Here is a 20,343-nt window from a genome sequence, read left to right as displayed (position 1 = left end):
CGGCTGCGCCGTGTTTACCTCAAGCGAACCGCCTTCGCCCAAGCCCAGGTCAACACCATCCGCCTGAAGCTGCTGAAAATCGGCGCCGTCATCACCCGCAACACGCGAACCATCCGGTTGATGCTGAGCAGCCAGTACCCGGAGCAGGACCTCTTCCTGACGCTGGCCAGCAAGCTGGTGCCCGGATAGCGTCGCGGCGTGCTATCCCCGGCACAGAAAAGACATGGGGNACCATCCGGTTGATGCTGAGCAGCCAGTACCCGGAGCAGGACCTCTTCCTGACGCTGGCCAGCAAGCTGGTGCCCGGATAGCGTCGCGGCGTGCTATCCCCGGCACAGAAAAGACATGGGGGTTGGGGGAAGTGCGCCCTGAAGCCAAGAAATTGATCAAAAAGTAGCCAACCTCAAACCCAGAGCGCCATCATTCCCACCGAGCCTAGAATCTGGGTGTTTCTGACTGGCCCGGTGCAATATCCGGGTTAGCCCAGTTCACAGTTCGGCATGCGAAAGGGGGGGCGGCGACGAGGCAACACCATCCCCATGATCAGAGCTCCGTTCTTATTGTCAATCACCTCGAATCCCTGTCGGCGATAAAAGTTGATCGCACGATGATTATCGGCTAACACTTCTAGCTTGAGATAGTGAAATCGCCTGACCTCCATGACACTGATGATTTCGTCGAGTAATACACAAGCAATACCCGAACCTCGCTCCTCCGGCGACACCCACATTAGAGACAGAAACCCGCACAACGTTTCGGCATCATTGCAGTAGAATGCAGCGAGACTGAGGACCTCACTTCCCCGATAATGCACCAGCAGCTCCGCGTTTCGCAGCAGCTTGTCTGCATAGGTTTCCAAATCGACGCCATGAAAGAAATCGCCATACGGACGAAGGTGTTCCTCCCGCAATATTGCAGCCAATTCATGAGCCATCATGGTGAGATGCCTCCCATGGCTAGAGCATCAGCCGAATACCGGCCACAACGCCGGTGTCCTCGGTTATCCCACCTTCTGCACGAATTAGATCGGTAGTATCGCCGTATTGATTCAGCCAAAAGGTGCTCGTCCGTCGCGAAGTGGGTGGGGGCGATCACTTCTCTGAACTTCTTGCCGTCGAAGGACCGCATATAAAGTTCCCGTTCGGCGGCATCGATGATCATCGGGTCGGCATGGCTGAGCTGCACCTGCAGCCCTGAATGGCTGTGGTGCCGGCATGTACTGTGCTGGCGTACCGGGAAGCGGTAAGTGAAGGTCTCGCGGGGGCAGAGGCCTGCAAAGCTCACGCCTGGTACTCCGTCAATTCCCGGGGGCAGGATGATACCGTGCCAGTGAATGGAGGTGGTTTCGTACAGCAGGTTGGTGACCTTAAGGAAAGCATCCCTGCCCTCCTTAAGGCGGAACAGCGGACCGGGGCTGGTACCATCCATGCTGATCGGGTGTGCCGGCTTGCCGGCGACCTGCAGGGTCTCCCGGCGCATGGCCAAGGAGATCTCGGGGCCCTGCTCGGTCCCCTTCGCATAGGTCCCGCTCTGGCTCCAGGGACTGGTCACAGCCGGACGCAGACCCAAGCTGTCAGAGCTGCCGACGCCACTCTTGAGGAGTCGGCGTCGTGAGGGGAAGAAGACCGCTTTTGCGCGCGTCATGGATGACTCCTGTCAGGGGATGACAGGAGCGATGGTGCCTCAGCAAGCTGAAAGGTCCCTGAATGCTGCCTTCAGCCGGGCTGTCCACCGGGCAAGGTAATCGTCACGGCCAGGCCGCCGGCGTCGGAAACGCCGAAACGCAGCTCCCCCTCGTAGTGGGTCACCAGCTGGCGAAGGATGGACAGCCCCAGGCCATGGCCGGGCCGCCCCTCGTCGAGCCGCATACCTCGGCGGCCCAGCCATGCGATGTCGTCCTGCGGGACCCCTGGCCCATCATCCTCGATGGTGACGGTCAAGACGGCCTCCAGTATCAGGTGACAGCGCACCTGTTGGACGGCCCACTTGCCCGCATTGTCCAGCGCGATGCCCAGCATCTCCTGAAAATCCTGGCGCTCGATGTTCAAGCGGGTGTCCGCGTCCGGCACGGCCTCGAAACGAAAGCACTTGTCGGGATAGAGGGCGGAAAACATCTCGATCAGTTGCTCAGCCTCGTGCCGGATCAGCGTTTGCTGCCCGGTATATGGCCCTGCGATACGCGAACGGCGCAGCTCGGCCTCAAGCTGGGCCTGTATGTCCTCAAGGCGTAGCAGCATCTTCCCACGCCGCTGGTCATCGATGGGGCGCGAGCCACGCAGCACCTGAGTCACTGCGGAAAGCGGAGTCTTAAGGGCATGCGACAGATTGGCAACGGCCTCTCGCGAACGCTTGAGACGTTGGTCCTGACTGTCCAGGATACGGTTGAGCTGCTCCACCAGCTCATCGAGTTCGGCGGGCATATCGAGGTGGAGCCGTTTCCGGCCTCCCAACTGCAGCTCGACGAGCTGTTGCTGGAGCCGAGACAGTGGCCGTAGCCCCCGATTGACTGCAACCAGGTTGAGCACAATCAGCAGCAACAGCAGCACTCCAGCGATTCCCCCGACCCACCAGTGCAGCTTCACCAACCCCGCCGCCACGGGAGCGAAGTCTTCACCGATCAACAGGACTCCATTTCGCTCCTCGAGGGTGAACTCCTTGCGATAGAGCAACAGTTGGCGGCCCTGCCAGGCAACCTCCACGAGGGTTTCGTCCTCCCCATCCAGAAGGGGCGCCAGCGGTGCCAGCCAGAGCGGGTGGGAGGTGGTGACCTCGTTGTTCAGACGCAGCACATAGATGTGATGGAAGACCTGAGCAGCCGGACCCGTCGCATCCAGCCAGAGTGATGGCGACAGATGGCCCTGCGGAAAATGATGCAGCACATGCTCCGCTTCCTGTTGCAGGCGACTTCCAAGGAAGTCGCGGGCAAGATTGTTCAGGAGGATACCGTGCAATAACCAGGTCACCCCCACTACCACTAGGGACACGCCGCCTAGCCAGGCCAGCAGGCGAAACCGCAGGCTGCGACGGTCAACGCGACTCAAGCAGATACCCCTGGCCGCGGAGGGTCTGAATCACCTGCTTGCCCAAGCGTTTGCGCAGGCGACCGACATAGACTTCCACCAGATTCGGGGCCGCGGCATCCTGTTCCAGGGAGTAGAGCTGGTCGAGCAACTGCGCCTTGGAGTGCACACGGTCGGGATGATGCATCAGGAAGCGCAGCAGCCTGAACTCGGTGGCCGTGAGGGTTTGCCAAGACATACCATTCGTGCTGACCTGCTGTGTGTGTTCATTGAGTTGGATCCCGTTGACTCGCAATATCGGAGCGAGACCGCCCGATTGTCGCCGAAGCAGGGCATGCAGCCGCGCGAGCAGTTCAGCCTCATGGAATGGCTTGGTCATGTAGTCGTCGGCACCACGCCGGAGGCCGACGACCTTGTCTTCCCAGGTATTGCGAGCAGTGAGCACCAAGATTGGCAGGCGCTGCCCTTGCTCTCGCCAGCGCACCAAGAGGTCCAGTCCCGAACCATCGGGCAGCCCCAGGTCGAGAATGGCTAAGGCATAGGTCTCAGTGGCCATCAACAACTCGGCCACGCGAATGCTGGTGACCGAGTCAACACGATAGCCGGCGTCTTCCAGGGTCTCGGCCAGTGCGTCAGCCAGCAGATCGTCATCTTCAAGCAATAGCAGTTTCATTCCGTCTACCGTCAGCCTTGGATATCGATCTCACCCGCAATGCTCGATTCGTAATATCCGGGAATAATACAAGTAAACTACAGGCTTTCGTCGCTGGCGAGAGCGGTCCACTCCAGAGTCGTGAACTCACCCAATACAATGGTCACCCATGGCATTTGGCCGCCATGGTTGCCTTTCGCCAGATTATGACCGTCATGGCCACCGGCGCCAGGACTACCCTCCACCGCCAGCAGCATCTTGCGCATTAGCACCCCTCTTGTGTCCCTGAATTTATAGGGAAACCGCAGGACTTTGGGCCACCCGGTAAAGCAGCATGGCCTGTGCCGGCACCCTTCCTTGCTTTACTGAGTAAAATTTGGAATGCCATTCTGGCACTCTCTATCCGTGACTTCAGCGAGCGAGTGTTGTATGCCTTCACTTCACAGGGCGGCATCACCGCCTCCACCTCTTTTTTGCTACTCACCAATAGCCCTTTAATGCCGATTGAGGAATGATCCAATGCCTCCCACCTCCAGCAAGCCCGATCGCTCCACCCGCTCTGCCCGCCTCATCGCCCTGGCCATTGGCATTCCCTGCTTCCTGGTGCTGGCCGTGCTCATGGCCATGCCCTTCATGGCCGGGGATGAGACGACACTCCAGGTCGATGGCCAGGTGTCCACACAGTCGGGGGCAGAAGGTGGCGGGGTTCACTTCTCCGGTACCGTGCACCAATGGAGCGTGGCAGGCAGCCTCGTTGTCGATGCCGAGCGGCAAGCACAACTGTCCTTCCAACTGCGCGGGCCCGACGGTAACCCACCACGGCAGGCCATGCGAGTCCCGATCAGCTTCGTCATGCCCGGCCATGACATGTCACTCAGCCTAACGGCCGAACCGACCGGCCGTGACAGCTACGCCGTCATGGCACCGCTCCCCATGTCGGGTGCCTGGCAGATGCGCATGACGTTTTCGGAGGTGACCGGTGTGCTGCTGTTTGACGTGAGGGAGTGACGACGCTAGGGAAATGCCGCTGCGGAATCATCCGGCCTCACAGAACGGGCGCGAACAGATAGGCCGCCCGAGCCGCCACCCGATGCCAGAGGGGCTGACCACCGATCTCTTCTAGCTGCATCTGCCGGGCCCGCGCGAAATCCGCCTCGAACATTGATTCGACCTCCTCGGCGAACGACGGGTCCATCACCAGCGCTGTGACCTCAAAGTTGAGGCGAAAGGAGCGGTTGTCGAGATTGACGGTACCCACCGCCGCGCCGATGTCGTCCACCAGGAAGGCCTTGCCATGCAGGAAGCCCTCCTCGTATCGATAGACCTTAACCCCCGCCTCGAGCAGCGAGTCGAGAAAGGCGTAGGCGGCGAAGTAAGTCAGCGGATTGTCCGGGCGCTCCGGGATCAGCACCCGCACGTCCACGCCGCTCAGGGCGGCCAGCTTGAGCATCGACAACACCCCTTCGTCGGGCACGAAGTAGGGGCTGGAGATCCAGATACGCTCATGAGAGGCGTGGATCGCCTGCTGGATCATCATGCTGGCGGTCTCGAAGCGGTCAGCGGGCCCGGTCGGCAGGATCAACACCGGTGTGCCGTGGTGACTCGGGACCACCGGCGACCAGGGCAGTTCGGGCAGTTCCTCTGTCGCCCAGTGCCAGTCCTCCAGGAACACCAACTGCAGTGCCAGGGCCGCCGGCCCCTCGATCAACAAATGGGTGTCCCGCCAGGGGCCGATACGCGGATGACCATGCAGGTACTCGTTGCCGACATTGAGCCCTCCGACCCAGGCGCGCTCGCCGTCAGCTACCACGATCTTGCGGTGGTTGCGAAAGTTGAGCTGGAAGCGGTTGCCTGGCCCCCGCGTGGAGTGGAAGCGGTGCACACGGATTCCGGCCTCCTCCAGCGCCTGGAGATAGGGTCCCGGCAGCGCATAGCTACCGATCTCATCGTAGAGGAAGAAGACCTCCACCCCCGCCCGGGCCTTCTCTATCAGCCGAGCCTGCAGCGCCAGTCCCACCTCGTCGGCACGCACGATGTAGAACTGCACCAGCAGATAGCGCTCGGCGGCCTCGATACCGGCAAACAGGCTCTCGAAGGTCTGCTCGCCGTCTATCAGCAGCTCCACCCGGTTGCCACCGAGAAATGGCAACTTGGCCAGCTGTTCAACGCCCACCAGATGCTTGTCGGCGTGAGCGGCCGAGACCCCGTGAGCGCGCAGCTCCGCCAGCTTGTCGGCCAGCGCCTGCCCCAGCGCCGAGTCCTCGTCGCGCCGTGCAGAGACATAGCCCTGGAACCTCGCGCGCCCGAACACCCAGTAGGCCGGCACCGCCACATAGGGGAGTGTGTTCAGTGAGACGATCCAGGCCACGGCGCCCTGGGAGGTACGGCTCGACATCATCGCATCCAGCGACGAGGCCAGGCCCACCAGATGGGCGATGCCCATCACGAGCAGTAGCCGGCGCCAGGGCCAGCGACGCTTGGCCTGACGCTTCATCTCAAGGGGGCTTCCACCGCCGCGTGACGACGCGACCAGCCGATCAGGCCCACCCCGGCTACGATCATCGGCAGGGTCAGCAGCATGCCCATGGTCACCCAGCCGAAGGCGATGAAGCCGATATGCGGATCGGGCAGGCGGACGAACTCCACGGCGAAGCGTAAGACACCATAGAGCAGCAGGAAGAGCCCAGAGATCAGCCCGGTGCGCCGTGGCGAACGCGATAGCCACCAGAGCACCGCGAACAGCACCATTCCTTCCAAGGCGAACTCATAGAGCGCCGTGGGATGCCGCGGCTCCGGGCCCATGTGCGGAAAAGGCATCGCCCAGGGCAGCTCGCTGACCCGGCCCGGCAGCTCGTGGTTGATGAAGTTGCCGATCCTTCCGGCGCCCAGGCCGATCGGCACCAGCGGGGCGATGAAGTCGGTCAAACGCAAGAAATCCAGGCGGTGCTTGCGCGCAAACAGCAGCGCCGCGACCAGCACCCCGACCAGGCCGCCGTGGAAGCTCATGCCCCCCTCCCAGATCCGTACCAGCCAGAGCGGATCGGCCAGCCACTGCTTGCTGCCGTAGAAGAGCGCATAGCCCAGCCGCCCGCCGAGCACCACGCCCACGGCTGAGTAGAAGAGCAGGTCACCGATGTCATCGTGGGTCAGTCCCAGGCGGTGGGCCCGGCGGCGTCCCAGCCACCAGGCGGCGACGAAGCCCACCACGTACATCAGGCCATACCAGTGGATCGCGAACGGGCCGAGGCTGATAGCCACCGGGTCGATATCGGGATAATTGATCATGGGAAAACACTCGTCTGTCGTGGTAGTTGGCCCGTCAATGCGACGAGCCGCCAGTCAGCAACGAGTCAAACACGTGGGGGGCGTTCGAGACGCTCAGGCGAGGTGGACATCCAGGCTGTGGCCGCCACAACTAACACTGCGGAGGAAAGGGGGGGCAAGGTGCTGCCGGACGAGGCGCAATCCGCAAGGTTCACGCAGGATATCACGCAGCCGTTACTGCCATCTTCGACCTGCGCCTGATCCAGCACGCTACCGAAGTCCAGCATCTCGATGGAGAGCTCGGCCTGGATGGGACAGCTGACGTCGCGCGGGTGATCATCAGCCGCCACCGGTGCGAGCGAGATGGCAAATGCCAACGACAAGCACAGCAGCCATGGGACAAGAAGACGGAGATTGATCAGATTCAATTACCAGAGCAAAGGATAGACCGACGCAGTATTTCACGGCGTTCAGGGGCCAGCAACTCGCTTACCGCCCCCAGGGGCCAAAACCCTCCAACGGCGCCCTGTCATGAGCGGCAAGAACTGCTCGCACCAACGATCTTGCCGAAGTGTGTACGGCATCCAACAGACGGTGGCCTCGCCACGGATCAGGATTCAACGTGAGAGTATGCAGATCCATTGTCGAAGCGGGAGGGGATCGAAGCGCCTTACCCCAACACACCCAGGCACGCGTCCCGCCGGGTCGGAAGACCGCAGTAAAGCGTGCAGGGCACAGACAGGAGCCTGCACATGGGTCTTCAAGCGCCAGATATCGATATCACCGCCGAGCCACGGGCACTCAAGCGCGCACTGGGTGAGTACCGCACCCCAAGCCTCGCGCGCAGTGTCGTGGAACTCGTGGTCACGGTGATCCCCTTCGCCTCCCTCTGGCTACTGATGTGGGGCACCCTGAGCGCAGGCTACTGGCTTGGCCTGTTGCTGGCCGTACCCGCCGCGGGCCTGCTCGTGCGCTTGTTCATGATCCAGCACGACTGCAGCCATGGATCATTTTTCCCTTCTCGAGGTGCCAATGACTGGGTCGGCCGAGCCATCGGCGTATTGACCCTGACCCCCTATGATCTTTGGCGACACAGCCATGCCCTCCATCATGCGAGCTCCGGCAACCTCGATCGCCCGCGGCTCGGCGGCATCGCAATGCTGACCGTTCGCGAGTTCCGAGACTTGCCGCGAAGAAAGCAGCTCCAATATCGCCTCTACCGACACCCGCTGGTGCTCTTTGGTCTAGGCCCAACCTACCTGTTTCTGCTGGAACATCGCCTGCCAGTGGGTTTCATGCGTGCAGGCTGGATGCCCTGGCTGAGCACCGTTGGCACCAATGCGGCGATCGTCCTGCTCGTCGTCACCATGATCTGGCTGGTCGGTGTTATTCCCTTCCTGCTGGTGCAACTGCCTATCACGCTTCTCGCCTCATCGTTCGGTGTCTGGCTGTTCTATGTCCAGCACCAGTTCGAGGACACCCTGTGGGAACACGACACTGACTGGACATTCCACGAGGCGGCGCTGCACGGCAGCTCCCATTACGACTTGCCGGCCCCTCTGCGCTGGTTCACTGCCAATATCGGGATACACCACGTCCATCATCTCTGCAGCCGCATCCCATTCTACCGGCTGCCCGAAGTACTGCGCGACCATCCCGAACTCCGGAACATCGGCCGCCTCACCCTGCGACAAAGCCTCGAGTCGGTGCGGCTTGGGCTATGGGACGAGGAGCAGCGTCGACTGGTCTCCTTTGCCGAGGCACACACAGAGACGGCGGCCAACGACAGGGCTCGCTGATTGGCATGCTCTTCAGGATTCTGGCCTCGATGATAGTAGTGGCATGACCTTGACCTATGTGTAACACATAGGTCAATACTTCGAGCAGAAGCCCCGAACGGGCTCCATCGCCACAAGGAGAACGATCATGAACATTCGTAAACACGCGCTCGCCCTCGGACTCGCCCTGGCCATCGGTGCCAGTGGCACCGGTGTCGCCCTCGCTCAGAGCATGCCGGACAGTCAGCCCGGTCAAGGAAGCGGCATGATGGGTGAAGGCATGGGCAACATGATGGGCGGCGGCCAGGGCGGCATGGGCTCCGGCATGATGAGGGGGATGATGGGCGGCGGTCAGGGCGGCATGGGCCCCGGCATGATGAAGGGCATGATGGATGGCGGCATGATGCCCTGCCCGATGATGAGCGGCGAAGACATGGGCATGATGCAGGAGATGCTCGAGCCGGAGCAGCGTGCCGAGATGCGCGAGCTGATGCAGGAGCACCGCCCCGCCCAGTTCGAGCGCATGGGTCGCCTGATGAATCTGCGCGATGACCTGATGGCGGAGATGCAAGGCGAGCGCCCCGATCCAGAGGAGGTCCAGGCAATGCACGGCCGGATAGCCGAGCTACAGGGCGAGATGATGGCCGAGAGGGTGCGCATGCGTAACGCCATGCAGGACCTGATGACCGACGAACAGCGTCAGCAGCGTCAGCAACTTCAGCAGGCCACACCGCAGAGTGACGCCGATCCCGACGACCATGACGCCCATCACTGACCGGGGATCTTACTGAGTAGGCAACAGGACGGTCCACCGAGGCCGTCCACTCGGGGCGCCCGGCAGGAGGCACAGGATGAAGAATTCCACCCCTAACACCATCACCCTGACGGTACCCGGCATGGGTAGTGATCACTGCGCCGGCATTGTGCGCAAGACCCTGGAACGCCAGGATGGCGTCGGTGAGATCCAGACCAATATCGCCAACCACCATGTCCGTGTGACCATCGAGGCAGGCGGACCCGACGGCGACACCCTGAAGAAAGCCGTCGAGGGCGCCGGCTACGACGTGGCCGCCGTCAGCGGTGGTGCGTCCAACAAGCGCCAGGTCCGCCTGACGGTACCCGGCATGGGCAGTGACCACTGCGCCGGGATCATCCGCAGTACCCTGGAGCGGCTCGAGGGTATCGAATCCATCGACACCAATATCGCCAGCCACCGCGTACTGGTTAACATCACCACGGACGGCCCCGAGGGTGACGCCCTCAAGAGCGCCGTGGAAGGGGCCGGCTATGACGTCGCCGCGGTGCAGGCCGACGAGGCGGATGACGGCGACAACGACGCCGAGATCGAGGAGGCCTATCTTTCCCAGGCCCGCAAGCGGCTGATCATCGCCGCGGTCCCCACTACACTCATCATGATTCTCATGATGGTGCATATGTTCTGGGTGGCGATCCCTGGGTATCTGGCGATCGTCGCCGTGCTGGCCTTCCCTGTGGTGTTCCTCCAAGGCGGTATCGCCACTCACAAGTCAACCTGGCGCTCGCTGAAGAACGGCACCTTCAACATGGATGTGCTGATCACCATGGGCAGCCTGCCGCCCTACCTGATCGGGTTGATCGGCTTCGTCTATCCCATGACCTCGTTCATCGAGATGGCCGCCACCATCATGACCTTCCACCTGCTGGGCCGTTATCTCGAGGCCTTGGCCAAGGGGCGCGCCTCCCAGGCCATCCGCCGCCTGATGACCCTGGGCGCCAAGACGGCGAGGGTGGAGCGCGACGGCGAGGAGGTCGAGGTGCCGGTGAAGGAGCTGGCACCGGGCGACATCATGATCGTGCGCCCCGGCGACAAGATCCCCACCGACGGCGAGGTGATGGAGGGCGAGAGCCATCTCGACGAGTCCATCGCCACCGGCGAGTCGATCCCGGTCTACAAGAGCACCGGCGACAGCGTGATCGGTGCCACCATCAACAAGGAGGGACGCCTGCGGGTCAAGGCGACCCGCGTCGGCGGCGATACCTTCCTTGCCCAGGTGGTGCGCCTGATCGACCAGGCCCAGGGCTCCCGGGTGCCGATCCAGGAGTTCGCCGACCGCATGACCGGTCGCTTCGTGCCGGTGGTGCTGTTGATATCGCTCGCCAGCCTGATTGTCTGGCTGCTCCTTCCCGACGTCATGCGCCCGATCCTCGACTGGGGCGCCACCTTCCTGCCCTGGGTGAATCCCGAGGCCGCCACGCCAGTGCTGGCAATACTCGCCGCGGTGGCCGTTCTGGTCATCGCCTGCCCCTGCGCCCTGGGTCTGGCCACCCCCACGGCACTGATGGTCGGTTCCGGCATCGGTGCCGAGCGCGGCATCCTGATTCGCTCCGGCGAGGCGATCCAGACCTTCAAGGACGTCAAGGTGATTGTCCTCGACAAGACCGGCACCATTACGCGCGGTGAGCCCAGACTCACCGATGCCGTCGCCGCCGACGGCATCGAGGAGACGCGTCTGCTGACCCTGGCGGCGAGCGTGGAAAACGCCTCGGAGCACCCCATCGCCAGGGCCATCGTCGAGGGTGCCCGAGAACGTGACATCGAGCTCCAGGACGTCCGCGAGTTCCACTCGACCGGCGCCCGCGGCGTCTCTGGCAGGGTGGGCGACGAAACCGTGCTGATCGGCAATCGCCGCTTGCTGGAAGAGGAAGGCGTGACCGGCCTCGAGGCCCTGGATGACGCCATGGGCAAGCTCGAGGGCAAGGGGCGCACCGTGGTGATTGTCGCCGCCGACGGCCAGGCCCTGGGCCTGGTGGCCGTGGCCGACACCCTCAAGCAGGAGTCGATCGAGGCCATCCGCGGCATGCATGACCTTGGCCTGCACGTGGTCATGATCACCGGCGACAACGAACGCGCCGCGCGGGCCGTGGCCGAGGAAGTCGGTATCGACGAGGTCCAGGCCGGCGTGCTGCCGGAGGGCAAGGTCGATGCCATCCGCGCGCTGCAGGAGAAACATGGCAATCACGTGGCCATGGTCGGCGACGGCATCAACGACGCCGCGGCGCTGAAGCAGGCCAACGTGGGCATCGCCATCGGCGCGGGGGCCGACGTGGCCATCGAGGCCGCCGATGTGACTCTCGTGCGCGGCGAACTGACCGGAGTGGTAGACGCCATGCAACTCTCCCGCGCCACCTTCGCCAAGATTGTCCAGAACCTGATCTGGGCCAGCGCCTATAACGTGGCGGCCATTCCCATCGCCGCCGTCGGCCTGCTGCACCCGATGATCGGCGTCATCGCCATGACCACCAGCTCGCTCTCGGTGATCGGCAACTCGCTGCTGCTCAAGCGGCGTTATGCCCGCGAGCAACCCCGCCGAGAGCCAACCACTCCAGTCGAATCGGCCCAAGCACCAGCCAAAGGGGACCTTTCATGACACAGCCACATTCCACCAAGCGCCTCTCAGGAGAGGCTGAATCGCAAAACGAGCCGTATTCCCATGCCGGGGCTCTCCATAAATGGATGATGACCGTCTGCCTTGTATTGATGGGAGGTGCCGTGCTGCTTCTCATGTGGCGCGGCCAATCGCTGAGTAGCGGAGCCTGGCTGGTGCTGCCCCTGGCACTCTGTCTTGGGATGCACCTCCTGATGCACCGTCATCTCGGACATCATCAACGTGACCAGGATGAATAAGAAAGACTAAAAGCTAAAAAGGTGCCAGTACGGCATCGATGCCAGCACGTAACACCGATGCCGTACTGGCACCTTATCAGGCGAAATCAGGAAGAGCAGACTCTATGCCGACGGTGGCGATCCGGCAGCTGTGGCGAATTTCGGCAGCATTTTCTTAGATCACAATGTTGATAGTTAATCTTCCATGAGGAGTACAGGCGCGAAACCGCCGCCTGGCGTACGAAAATTGGTAGTCTGTCCCCGGTAGAGCCTCGCAGCGGCCAGGAGCAGAGCTCCGCGGTAGGTATACAGACGCACGTCGACCTTGAGCATTTCACGCTGACCATCGACCAGAACCAAGCGCTCAGAGGGAGGCACATAGGCCTGAGCGATATAGTCGCTTTCCAGAATGCGGGAAAACGTATTTTTGGTGAGTTTGCTGCCCCGATACACGCCCTTACTCCCATAACCTGCCACAGGTTTGAAGAACCAATCTCGTCGCTGTTGCCAGAGAGCATCTGCGTTATCAGCGGTAACCTGTACAGTGCGTGGAATACCAGAGTGAAGCAATTCGGCTTTTTCAGGACTCAAGCCCCAAGCCGAAAGGGTCTCGTGATCTGACAACACAGCCAGGTTACGTTTGTCCGCGAACAGTGCATGGACATGGGGATTGGGGGTTATGACTGCACCCCCGTCCAGCCAGGCAGACCGCAAGGCGGCGTGTTCGGGTGCTTCAAGCCCGAAGTCCACCAGGCGATTATAAACCAGGTCGATTCGCTTACTGCCATTGTATAGCGCTCCTGACTCATCCCGAAGGTCAGCAGGCGAGAGTATGAGGGCATCGATACCATGACTTCGTAATGACTGCTGCGCCAGCCTGAATTCAGGATAGAGGTATTGCTCGGTAGGCTGATCATCGACGATCGCTATCCTTTGCGGGCGTCCACTGCCTCGCTGAGCGCGCCATTCACTCTCGAACTGGGCTGTCACCGCAGCATCGAAGTCGCTGGACCCGGCCGCACTCGTGGCGTCACCGCAACACTGCAATTGGGCCCGTGCCAGCATGGCATTGAGGAACGCGCCTCCGGCATTGGTATTGATTTCGATGAGGCGAGGCCCCTGTTTGCCAAGATGGAAATCGTAGCCCATGAAGGCACCCATGGGGCCGGGGTTGTACCGTGCACTTTGCGGGGCCCAGGACAATACCCGTCGCCGATAGGCGGGGAGCGCGGCAGCGACCTCCAGAGCTTGTACAATGGCCCTCATTTGATCCAGGTCCTGAGGGGGAACAAAAACGGCGACATTTGAGAAGAGTTGATGCCAGCGTGGATTGCTCAGCATATCGTCGGCGTCATCACCCAACTGGTCGGCGAGAGCCCGGGTGATTGCTCGTCGATCAAGAGTAACGCAGGCACAGTGTTGGTTCAGTCGTTCTGCTTGTGTCTTTTCTGGGAAATCGCCGGTTTTTTGCAAGAGCTATCCTCTGAATCCTTTAAATTAGCTAAATCAACTGCACACGCTGCCTTACCTGGATAACATGCTTTTACCCTGAAACGCATTCCAATCATTAGGGGCTTTGGTTTCACGGACCCTAGTATATATAACCTGACAAAATTAGAGATCATTCATCCTCCCGATCTGACGAACGAGACGCATTGCTTCGTGTTGCTACCTGAACTCAATGGGAATGCATGTTGTCACTGTGATCTGATGCGACTTTACGAGACAGAAAGAAACGTTCGCCCACCAAGATAGCCGCCATGACAATCGATGCCACAATCAGCACCAGGGGATCTGTCGTCACTTTCACCCAAAGGAAGCCTGCCAGCACGACGGCATCAAGAAGTATCGCAATAATCAGCACGATTGGGTTGGCACCGACTTCTCTGCGCAGATGACGCAACACCCCCCAATGAACAGCAATATCCATGATCAAGTAAAAAATAATGCCAAGCGCAGCGATTCGACTAAGGTCAAAGAATGCCGTCAAGATCAAGCCAAGCACCACCGTATAAACCAGGGTATGCTTTTGAATACTGCCTGGCATATGAAAGTGCCGATGCGGCACTAGCTTCATTTCCGTCAACATTGCCAACATGCGTGAGACAGCAAATATACTGGCAATGATCCCACCCGCAGTGGCTAACATGGCAAGAATGACCGTGAACCAAACGGCGGCCTCTCCAAAAGCTGGCCGCGCAGCCGCCGCAAGTGAATAGTCTCTAGTTTCGATGATTTCCGTCAGGGACAAGTTACTCGCAACCGAAAACCCCACTAATGCATAGATTACTACGCAAAGACCGATCGATATCATGATCGCCCTGCCTACATTGCGATGGGGATCTTGTATCTCTGAACCACTGTTGGTAATCGTCGTAAATCCCTTGAATGCCAGAATTCCCAATGCAGTCGCCCCCAAAAAGCCTGTAATAGACCCCTCAGGACCCGACGCTGAGGCCTCCACACCGATGGAATCTGCGAATATGACACCGACGACCCCAAACAAAATAATCCCACCAATTTTTATGAATCCGAGTACTGATGCAACACCCTGAATCAGTTTATTAGCAGAAAGATTAATAAAAAATGCACAAATTATTACAGCGACTCCTAATAGCGGGACGAGTAGCGACCTATTATCCACATCGAAAAGTTCAAGAGTGTAGGATCCAAATGTTCTCGCCAGAAAGCTTTGCGCGATCACCATCGAAAAGTACATCAAAAGTGCATGAAAAGCGGTAGGAAGTGTCGGTCCATACGCCTTATGGAGGTACATGCCAATTCCGCCTGCTGACGGATAGGCATTGGACATCTTCACATAGGAGTAGGCACTGAAGGATACGATGAGTGCCGCTGACAAGAACGCCAGAGGGAAAAGCGCCCCCGTCATTTCGGCCATCTGACCTGTCAAGGCAAAAATGCCAGCGCCAATCATGACCCCGGTCCCTAAAGCAATCGCACCGATCAGGGAGAGGCTATTCTGTTTATATTCTGGCATTCTATCCATAGACTTCCTCTTTCCTATTTTGATAAAATAGGAACTTCCTCAAAATTCTTGTACCAAACTACCGTGCGATACATGGTTTCGCCTGGAGCATGAACTGAAGATCATTTTAAAGAATAGCACCTATGGGTTGCCCAATGGTCAACAGACATTAACCATGTCCTGACGGCCCCCGGCATGGGCCCGAATCACTCCGCCGGCCTTCTGCACAAGCCCCTCGAGCGCCTCTACGGTATCGAGGAGATCAAGGCCAACTTCATCGCCGCCATCGACCAGCAGCAATGCACCGCGACCCTCACCATGAAATTCGCAAGGAGAGTTGCCCTGGATCAATGCAACCCCGGTCACCGGCAGGCAAGCTGAAGGCCTGACAGAAGGGAGTTCTTCATGCACCGTCTCACTCGTACATCACCCTCACAACGCACAGGAGGTCGCCTGCTGACCCTCCTGCTCGCGCTGCTGTTGGCGATGGTCACGCTGTCGAGCCACGGCGCCATGGAGAGCCATCAGGTCAATTGCGGTATCGCTGCCGAATGGATGTCGGATGACGGCCATTCCGGTGAAGGCCATTCAGGTAACGGTCACAGCGCCGACCATGAGGCCTCATCCTGCGTCACCTGTACCACCGCCATGGGCCAGTCACGACTGCCCGTGGTGGGCCCACAGCGCCAGGCCTCCTCACTGGCCATGGCCGTCTCCCCGCAGATCCCGCTGCCTCCCAAGCGCCCTCCCAGAACCTGATCGAACGCAGACGGCAACGCCGTCGGACCGCGATACCCCTCGCGTCAAACGTTACGTTCATCAGGAGTTCATCATGACTACCCATGTCTCATCGGCCGCCATGGCGCGCCAGGCACCCCTTCCTTCCCCTCTTCCTCGCAAAGTGAAGCCTCGGCTCCTCGGCTGGCTAGTGGCCGCCGGGCTGGCCCTCTCCACCACGCCCGTCTTTGCCGCCACCCTTCCCGCGGGCGACGTCGTCACCGCCAACGAGCGTGGCGCTTCCCTCACTCGCATCAACTTGACGAGCGGCGAGACCACGACCCAATCCATCGGCATTGCACCCCACAACGTCCAGGTCAGCGCCTCCGGCCGCTACCTGATGGCCGTGGGCGACCCGGCATCCGACGACGACGGCCATGGCCACGGCGGGGGCCATGCCCACGGTGATGCTCCCGGCGAGCTCAGGCTCTACCCGGCCGATGATCCAGCCGGCGCTCTCGTGGCCAGCATCGAGGTGGGCAGCCACCCGGCCCATGTGATCAGCGACCTCGAAGGCCGGTTCGCCTTCGTCACCAATGCCGGGGACGACAGCGTCTCGGTCGTCGATCTGGAGGCCAGGGAAAGCGTGACCACCATCGCCACCGGCGAGTATCCCCATGGCCTGCGCCTGAGCCCCGACGGCCAGGAGCTCTACGTGGCCAACGTGCTGGACGGCAGCGTCTCGGTGATCGACGTCGCGGCACGCGAGGAAGTTGCTCGCCTGCCGGTGGGCCAGGCCCCCGTCCAGGTGGGCTTCACCCCCGATGGCGCCCGGGTCTTCGTCTCGCTGCGCGACGAGAACCGCGTGGCCGTCATCGACACCGCCAGCCGCGAGGTCATCGAGCGTGTCGAGGTGGGCAGGCTGCCGATCCAGGTACACGCCACCGCGGATGGCCGTTTCATGCTGGTCGCCAACGAGGGCAGCGAAGCCGAGCCCGACAACCGGGTCTCGGTGATCGCCCTTGACAGCCTGGCGGTGGTGGCCACCTACGAGGTCGGCGCCGGCGCCCACGGCATCAGCGTCGACGACACCGGCCGCTTCGCCTTCATCACCAGCCTGTATGACGACAGCCTCTCGGTCATCGATCTGGAAGCGGGCGCCGTCATCAGCCGCCATGACACCGGCCAGGGTCCCAACGGCGTGACCTGGGTTGGTACGTCCCGTGACCTTCCGGAGGCACGCTCATGAACCGTTTCGGCTCCACTCTCATGCTCTCCGCCGCCCTGCTGCTCGGTGCCGGCACCGCCCAGGCCGCCCTGCCCGACGAGGCGACCATGTACAAGAACCCCCAGTGCGGCTGCTGTGACGAGTACGCTCGCCAGCTCGAGGCCCGCGGGGTCACGGTGAAGCTCGTCGACGATATCGAGGTGGGCAAGATCAAGCAGCGCGTCGGTCTGCCCTATGGCCTCGGCTCTTGCCACACAATTCAGATGAGCGGCTACGCCATCGAGGGGCACGTTCCCTTTGCGGCGGTGGAGAAGCTCTTCGAGGAGCGCCCGGACACCCGCGGCATCGGTCTCGCCGGCATGCCCATCGGCACCCCCGGCATGCCGGGGCCCAAGCAGGGCGACTGGGACGTCTACCAGTTCCGCGACGGCGAGGCCACGCCCTTCATGACGCTGTGATCTAGCGACGCCACAAGACGAAGCGCCCCGGTAATAACCGGGGCGCTTCGTTACTCAGCGTAGCAGGGGTTGATCGCGCCGGGCATCGGGGCAGCACTCTCACAGCCGGGTAGAAAAGGTTCGGCAGTGCCACAGGCGTTCTCGCCTCAGGGCTGGCGCACGTAGCTGCCGGGTGCGTCTTCCAGGGGCGTGTAGCGCTCGCTGCCGAGCCCCGGTGGCGTCACCTTGCCGCTGGAGTGAGCCGCCAGCCACTCCTGCCAGGCCGGCCACCAGGAGCCCTGCTGCTCCGGCGTGTTCTGCAGCCAGGCATCCGGGTCCAGGTAGCGCTCGCCTTGACGCTGGGTGCGTTGTCGGAAGCAGCGGTGCGGGTGGCCTGGCTCGCTGATGATCCCGGCATTGTGGCCGCCATTGGTGAGCAGGAAGGTCACCTCGTCGGCATCCGTCAGCAGGTGGATCTTGTAGGCCGACCGCCAGGGCGCCACATGGTCCCGGGTGGTGCCCACCGTGAAGATCGGTGCGCGAATGTCCTGGATGGCTACCGGCCGCTCGTTCACCTGATAGCGGCCGCTGGCCAGGTCGTTGTCGAGAAACAGCCGCCGCAGATACTCGGAGTGCATCCGGAAGGGCATCCGGGTGATGTCGGCATTCCAGGCCATCAGCTCGTTCATGGGACGCCGCTCGCCGAGCATGTACTCATGCACCATGCGCGACCAGACCAGGTCGTTGGAGCGCAGTATCTGGAAGGCACCAGCCATCTGGTAGCCGTCGAGATAGCCCTGATCCCTCATCATGCTTTCCAGGTAAGCGACCTGACTCTCGCTGATGAACAGCGTCAGTTCGCCGGCCTCGGTGAAGTCGACCTGGGTGGCCAGAGTGGTGATCGTCGCGAGCCGCTCGTCGCCATCGCGGGCCAAGGCCGCAGCGGTGATGGAGAGCAGAGTGCCTCCCAGGCAGTATCCGACGCCGTGCACCTGCGACGCTCCGGTGATGTCGGTCACCACCTCCAGCGCCGCCATGGGGCCGAGGCGGCGGTAATCCTCCATGCCCAGCTCGCTATCCTCGCTGCCAGGGTTTCGCCAGGAGATCATGAACACCGTATAGCCCTGGTCCACCAGATACTCGACCAGCGACTGGCCCGGCGTGAGGTCAAGAATGTAGTACTTCATGATCCAGGCCGGCACGATCAGCACCGGCTCGGCGATAACCTGCGCGGTGGTGGGGGCGTACTGAATCAGCTCTATCAGCCGGTTGCGGTAGACCACCTTGCCGGGGGTCACAGCGAGATTCTCGCCGATTCTGAAGACCTCGGCGCCCACCGGCAGCTTGCCCGACATCAGGCGATCCCGGTCCTCGAGGAGGTTCTGCCACCCCGCCACCAGGTTCTGACCACCGCTCGTCAGCGTGGCTGCGGTGATCTCCGGGTTCAGCCAGGGGACGTTGGAGGGCGACCAGTGATCCAGCAGTTGGCGAGTGACGAAGTTGATCACCTGTTCGCGATACGGCGACAAGCCATCCACTTCCGTGGTGGCGTTGTGCCACCACTGCTGGGTAAGCAGGAACGATTGATGGATCAGGTTGTAGGGCCACTGCTGCCAGGCCGGGTCGCGAAAGCGGCGGTCCTGCTCCATGGGCTCGATGCAGGGAGTGGCGCCGGGATCGCTGGCGAGGCGCTGCGCGTAGCGCCCCAGGCGTGTCATCTTGCGGACGGCCTTCTCACCGAGCTCCAGCTGCTTGCCGGGCGACAGCGAGAGGTGCAGCAGCCACTCGACGTAGACGCTGGCCAGTCCGGCCGGGGTAATGCCCCCCGTCAGCCGGGCCAGGTAGGCCTTGAAAGCGTGATCAATCGCATGTGCCGAGTAGTCGCCGGGATTGGGGCGCTCAGCCCAGGCAGGCAGCCCTGTCTCGGGAAAGCGAGGACTCGTCGGCTGGCGCTTGGACATGGGGCGGACCTCCTGATGCTGGACAGATGACGGTATCGCGGCACGCTGCGAAACCTCATGTTATCGATTATCAGCCTAGCATATGTTGCGGCGCACCAAGCCGACTTGGCGCCCGGTTCACCCAGCGCTTGGTAACGTATCAGCCGCCAGGGGCAACGGGATAAGCCCGACGAGGGCCATCAGCAGTTGGCGCATCAGGCCTTGAGCACGTAGCGCAGGGTCTCGACCACCTGGTCGGTGGTGGTGCACCAGGCCATGGACTCGGCGTCGACTTCCTTGAGCGGGTGGACGATCTCTTTCGCATGCAGGGTCAGGTAGGGTTTGCCCAAGGCGGCGCAGTAGCCGGCATCGAAGGCGGCATTCCACTGCTTGTACTGGTCGCCGAACCGCACCACTACCAGGTCGCTCTGCTCGATCAGGGTGCGGGTGCGGATGGCGTTGACCTTGGAGGACTGGTGGTCGCGCCAGAACGGGCTGGACGTCTCGCCCAGGTGATCGCCAGCGGCGTCACTGGCGGCGTGGTCGGTCACCGGCGCGGTGAACACCACGTCCAGACCGGCGGCCTCGGCGCCGCGGTGAATCTCATCGCGCCAGTCGGTGTGAATCTCGCCGGAAAGATAGACGTGAAAACTCATGGCAGGCTCCTGATGGGGGATG

Annotated in this window: 22 protein-coding genes; 10 read left to right on the top strand and 12 right to left on the bottom strand. The window is 61.6% G+C overall.

The window, feature by feature from the left end; all coding sequences use genetic code 11:
- Window positions 1-189: transposase (locus tag ACR80S_RS15760; RefSeq protein WP_435403720.1), on the top strand; the 189-nt coding region annotated here is incomplete at its 5' end.
- Between the two features lie 289 nt (window positions 190-478).
- Here ACR80S_RS15760 and ACR80S_RS15755 read toward each other — a convergent pair.
- The 5 genes from ACR80S_RS15755 to ACR80S_RS15735 all read right to left on the bottom strand — a co-directional run bounded on the left by ACR80S_RS15755 (window position 479) and on the right by ACR80S_RS15735 (window position 3,938).
- Window positions 479-937, bottom strand: a complete 459-nt coding sequence (locus ACR80S_RS15755) for a GNAT family N-acetyltransferase (RefSeq protein WP_435401569.1) — start codon at window positions 935-937, stop codon at window positions 479-481.
- A complete protein-coding gene (locus ACR80S_RS15750) occupies window positions 934-1,644 on the bottom strand; it encodes a multicopper oxidase domain-containing protein (RefSeq protein WP_435403780.1) in 711 nt (236 codons plus the stop codon). Before ACR80S_RS15750 ends, ACR80S_RS15755 begins: the two co-directional genes overlap by 4 nt.
- A gap of 71 nt (window positions 1,645-1,715) precedes the next feature.
- Entirely contained in the window at window positions 1,716-2,963 is a 1,248-nt protein-coding gene (locus ACR80S_RS15745; protein WP_435403779.1) for a sensor histidine kinase, read from the bottom strand.
- A gap of 64 nt (window positions 2,964-3,027) precedes the next feature.
- Window positions 3,028-3,693 carry a response regulator transcription factor gene (locus ACR80S_RS15740; RefSeq protein WP_435401572.1) on the bottom strand — a complete coding sequence of 222 codons (666 nt, stop codon included), beginning with the start codon at window positions 3,691-3,693 and terminating at the stop codon, window positions 3,028-3,030.
- 77 nt (window positions 3,694-3,770) lie between these two features.
- Window positions 3,771-3,938, bottom strand: a complete 168-nt coding sequence (locus ACR80S_RS15735; RefSeq protein ID WP_435401573.1) for a hypothetical protein — start codon at window positions 3,936-3,938, stop codon at window positions 3,771-3,773.
- Between the two features lie 253 nt (window positions 3,939-4,191).
- Here ACR80S_RS15735 and ACR80S_RS15730 point away from each other — a divergent pair, with 253 nt between their 5' ends.
- The gene (locus ACR80S_RS15730; protein ID WP_435401574.1) at window positions 4,192-4,680 is read left to right on the top strand and encodes a hypothetical protein; all 489 of its coding nucleotides are present in this window, start codon (window positions 4,192-4,194) and stop codon (window positions 4,678-4,680) included.
- Between the two features lie 37 nt (window positions 4,681-4,717).
- On the opposite strand, the gene cls is transcribed toward ACR80S_RS15730, so the two are convergent.
- The 3 genes from cls to ACR80S_RS15715 form a co-directional block, all read right to left on the bottom strand.
- Window positions 4,718-6,166 (bottom strand): cardiolipin synthase, encoded by a 1,449-nt coding sequence (cls, locus tag ACR80S_RS15725; RefSeq protein WP_435403778.1) that lies wholly within the window; start codon window positions 6,164-6,166, stop codon window positions 4,718-4,720.
- The gene (lgt, locus tag ACR80S_RS15720) at window positions 6,163-6,957 is read right to left on the bottom strand and encodes a prolipoprotein diacylglyceryl transferase (RefSeq protein ID WP_435401576.1); all 795 of its coding nucleotides are present in this window, start codon (window positions 6,955-6,957) and stop codon (window positions 6,163-6,165) included. The genes cls and lgt overlap by 4 nt, the downstream gene beginning before the upstream one ends.
- Before the next feature lie 65 nt (window positions 6,958-7,022).
- Complete coding sequence (locus ACR80S_RS15715) at window positions 7,023-7,364, bottom strand: hypothetical protein (RefSeq protein WP_435403777.1); 342 nt, start codon at window positions 7,362-7,364, stop codon at window positions 7,023-7,025.
- Between the two features lie 324 nt (window positions 7,365-7,688).
- Between ACR80S_RS15715 and ACR80S_RS15710 the strand changes: the two genes are divergently transcribed.
- The 4 genes from ACR80S_RS15710 to ACR80S_RS15695 all read left to right on the top strand — a co-directional run bounded on the left by ACR80S_RS15710 (window position 7,689) and on the right by ACR80S_RS15695 (window position 12,378).
- A complete protein-coding gene (locus ACR80S_RS15710) occupies window positions 7,689-8,735 on the top strand; it encodes a fatty acid desaturase (protein WP_435403776.1) in 1,047 nt (348 codons plus the stop codon).
- 127 nt (window positions 8,736-8,862) lie between these two features.
- Complete coding sequence (locus tag ACR80S_RS15705) at window positions 8,863-9,489, top strand: Spy/CpxP family protein refolding chaperone (RefSeq protein WP_435403775.1); 627 nt, start codon at window positions 8,863-8,865, stop codon at window positions 9,487-9,489.
- A 76-nt stretch (window positions 9,490-9,565) separates the two neighbouring features.
- Window positions 9,566-12,121, top strand: coding sequence for a heavy metal translocating P-type ATPase (locus tag ACR80S_RS15700; RefSeq protein WP_435403774.1), 2,556 nt, complete (start codon window positions 9,566-9,568; stop codon window positions 12,119-12,121).
- A complete protein-coding gene (locus ACR80S_RS15695; RefSeq protein WP_435403773.1) occupies window positions 12,118-12,378 on the top strand; it encodes a DUF2933 domain-containing protein in 261 nt (86 codons plus the stop codon). Before ACR80S_RS15700 ends, ACR80S_RS15695 begins: the two co-directional genes overlap by 4 nt.
- 174 nt (window positions 12,379-12,552) lie before the next feature.
- Here ACR80S_RS15695 and ACR80S_RS15690 read toward each other — a convergent pair whose 3' ends face one another.
- Window positions 12,553-13,830, bottom strand: a complete 1,278-nt coding sequence (locus ACR80S_RS15690) for an ATP-grasp domain-containing protein (RefSeq protein WP_435403772.1) — start codon at window positions 13,828-13,830, stop codon at window positions 12,553-12,555.
- Between the two features lie 205 nt (window positions 13,831-14,035).
- A complete protein-coding gene (locus ACR80S_RS15685) occupies window positions 14,036-15,364 on the bottom strand; it encodes an APC family permease (protein ID WP_435401582.1) in 1,329 nt (442 codons plus the stop codon).
- A gap of 174 nt (window positions 15,365-15,538) precedes the next feature.
- Between ACR80S_RS15685 and ACR80S_RS15680 the strand changes: the two genes are divergently transcribed.
- The 4 genes from ACR80S_RS15680 to ACR80S_RS15665 all read left to right on the top strand — a co-directional run bounded on the left by ACR80S_RS15680 (window position 15,539) and on the right by ACR80S_RS15665 (window position 17,746).
- On the top strand, window positions 15,539-15,724 hold the full coding sequence (locus ACR80S_RS15680; protein WP_435401583.1) for a hypothetical protein: 186 nt from the start codon (window positions 15,539-15,541) through the stop codon (window positions 15,722-15,724).
- Between the two features lie 24 nt (window positions 15,725-15,748).
- Window positions 15,749-16,102, top strand: a complete 354-nt coding sequence (locus ACR80S_RS15675) for a DUF2946 family protein (RefSeq protein ID WP_435401584.1) — start codon at window positions 15,749-15,751, stop codon at window positions 16,100-16,102.
- Window positions 16,103-16,175: 73 nt separating this feature from the next.
- Window positions 16,176-17,309: a YncE family protein gene (locus tag ACR80S_RS15670; RefSeq protein ID WP_435401585.1), complete on the top strand. Its 1,134-nt coding sequence runs from the start codon at window positions 16,176-16,178 to the stop codon at window positions 17,307-17,309.
- Window positions 17,306-17,746, top strand: a complete 441-nt coding sequence (locus ACR80S_RS15665) for a DUF411 domain-containing protein (RefSeq protein ID WP_435401586.1) — start codon at window positions 17,306-17,308, stop codon at window positions 17,744-17,746. Before ACR80S_RS15670 ends, ACR80S_RS15665 begins: the two co-directional genes overlap by 4 nt.
- A 146-nt stretch (window positions 17,747-17,892) precedes the next feature.
- On the opposite strand, the gene ACR80S_RS15660 is transcribed toward ACR80S_RS15665, so the two are convergent.
- Both ACR80S_RS15660 and ACR80S_RS15655 read right to left on the bottom strand, forming a co-directional pair.
- Window positions 17,893-19,686, bottom strand: a complete 1,794-nt coding sequence (locus tag ACR80S_RS15660; protein WP_435403771.1) for a PHA/PHB synthase family protein — start codon at window positions 19,684-19,686, stop codon at window positions 17,893-17,895.
- Between the two features lie 194 nt (window positions 19,687-19,880).
- Window positions 19,881-20,321: a YtoQ family protein gene (locus ACR80S_RS15655; RefSeq protein ID WP_435403770.1), complete on the bottom strand. Its 441-nt coding sequence runs from the start codon at window positions 20,319-20,321 to the stop codon at window positions 19,881-19,883.
- Between the last annotated feature and the right edge of the window lie 22 nt (window positions 20,322-20,343).

The sequence above is a fragment of the Halomonas salsilacus genome (assembly GCF_051216275.1).
In the GTDB taxonomy this organism is placed as follows: Bacteria; Pseudomonadota; Gammaproteobacteria; order Pseudomonadales; family Halomonadaceae; genus Halomonas.
Note: the sequence above shows the minus strand (reverse complement) of the source record. Positions and strands in the feature narration are given on the sequence as shown.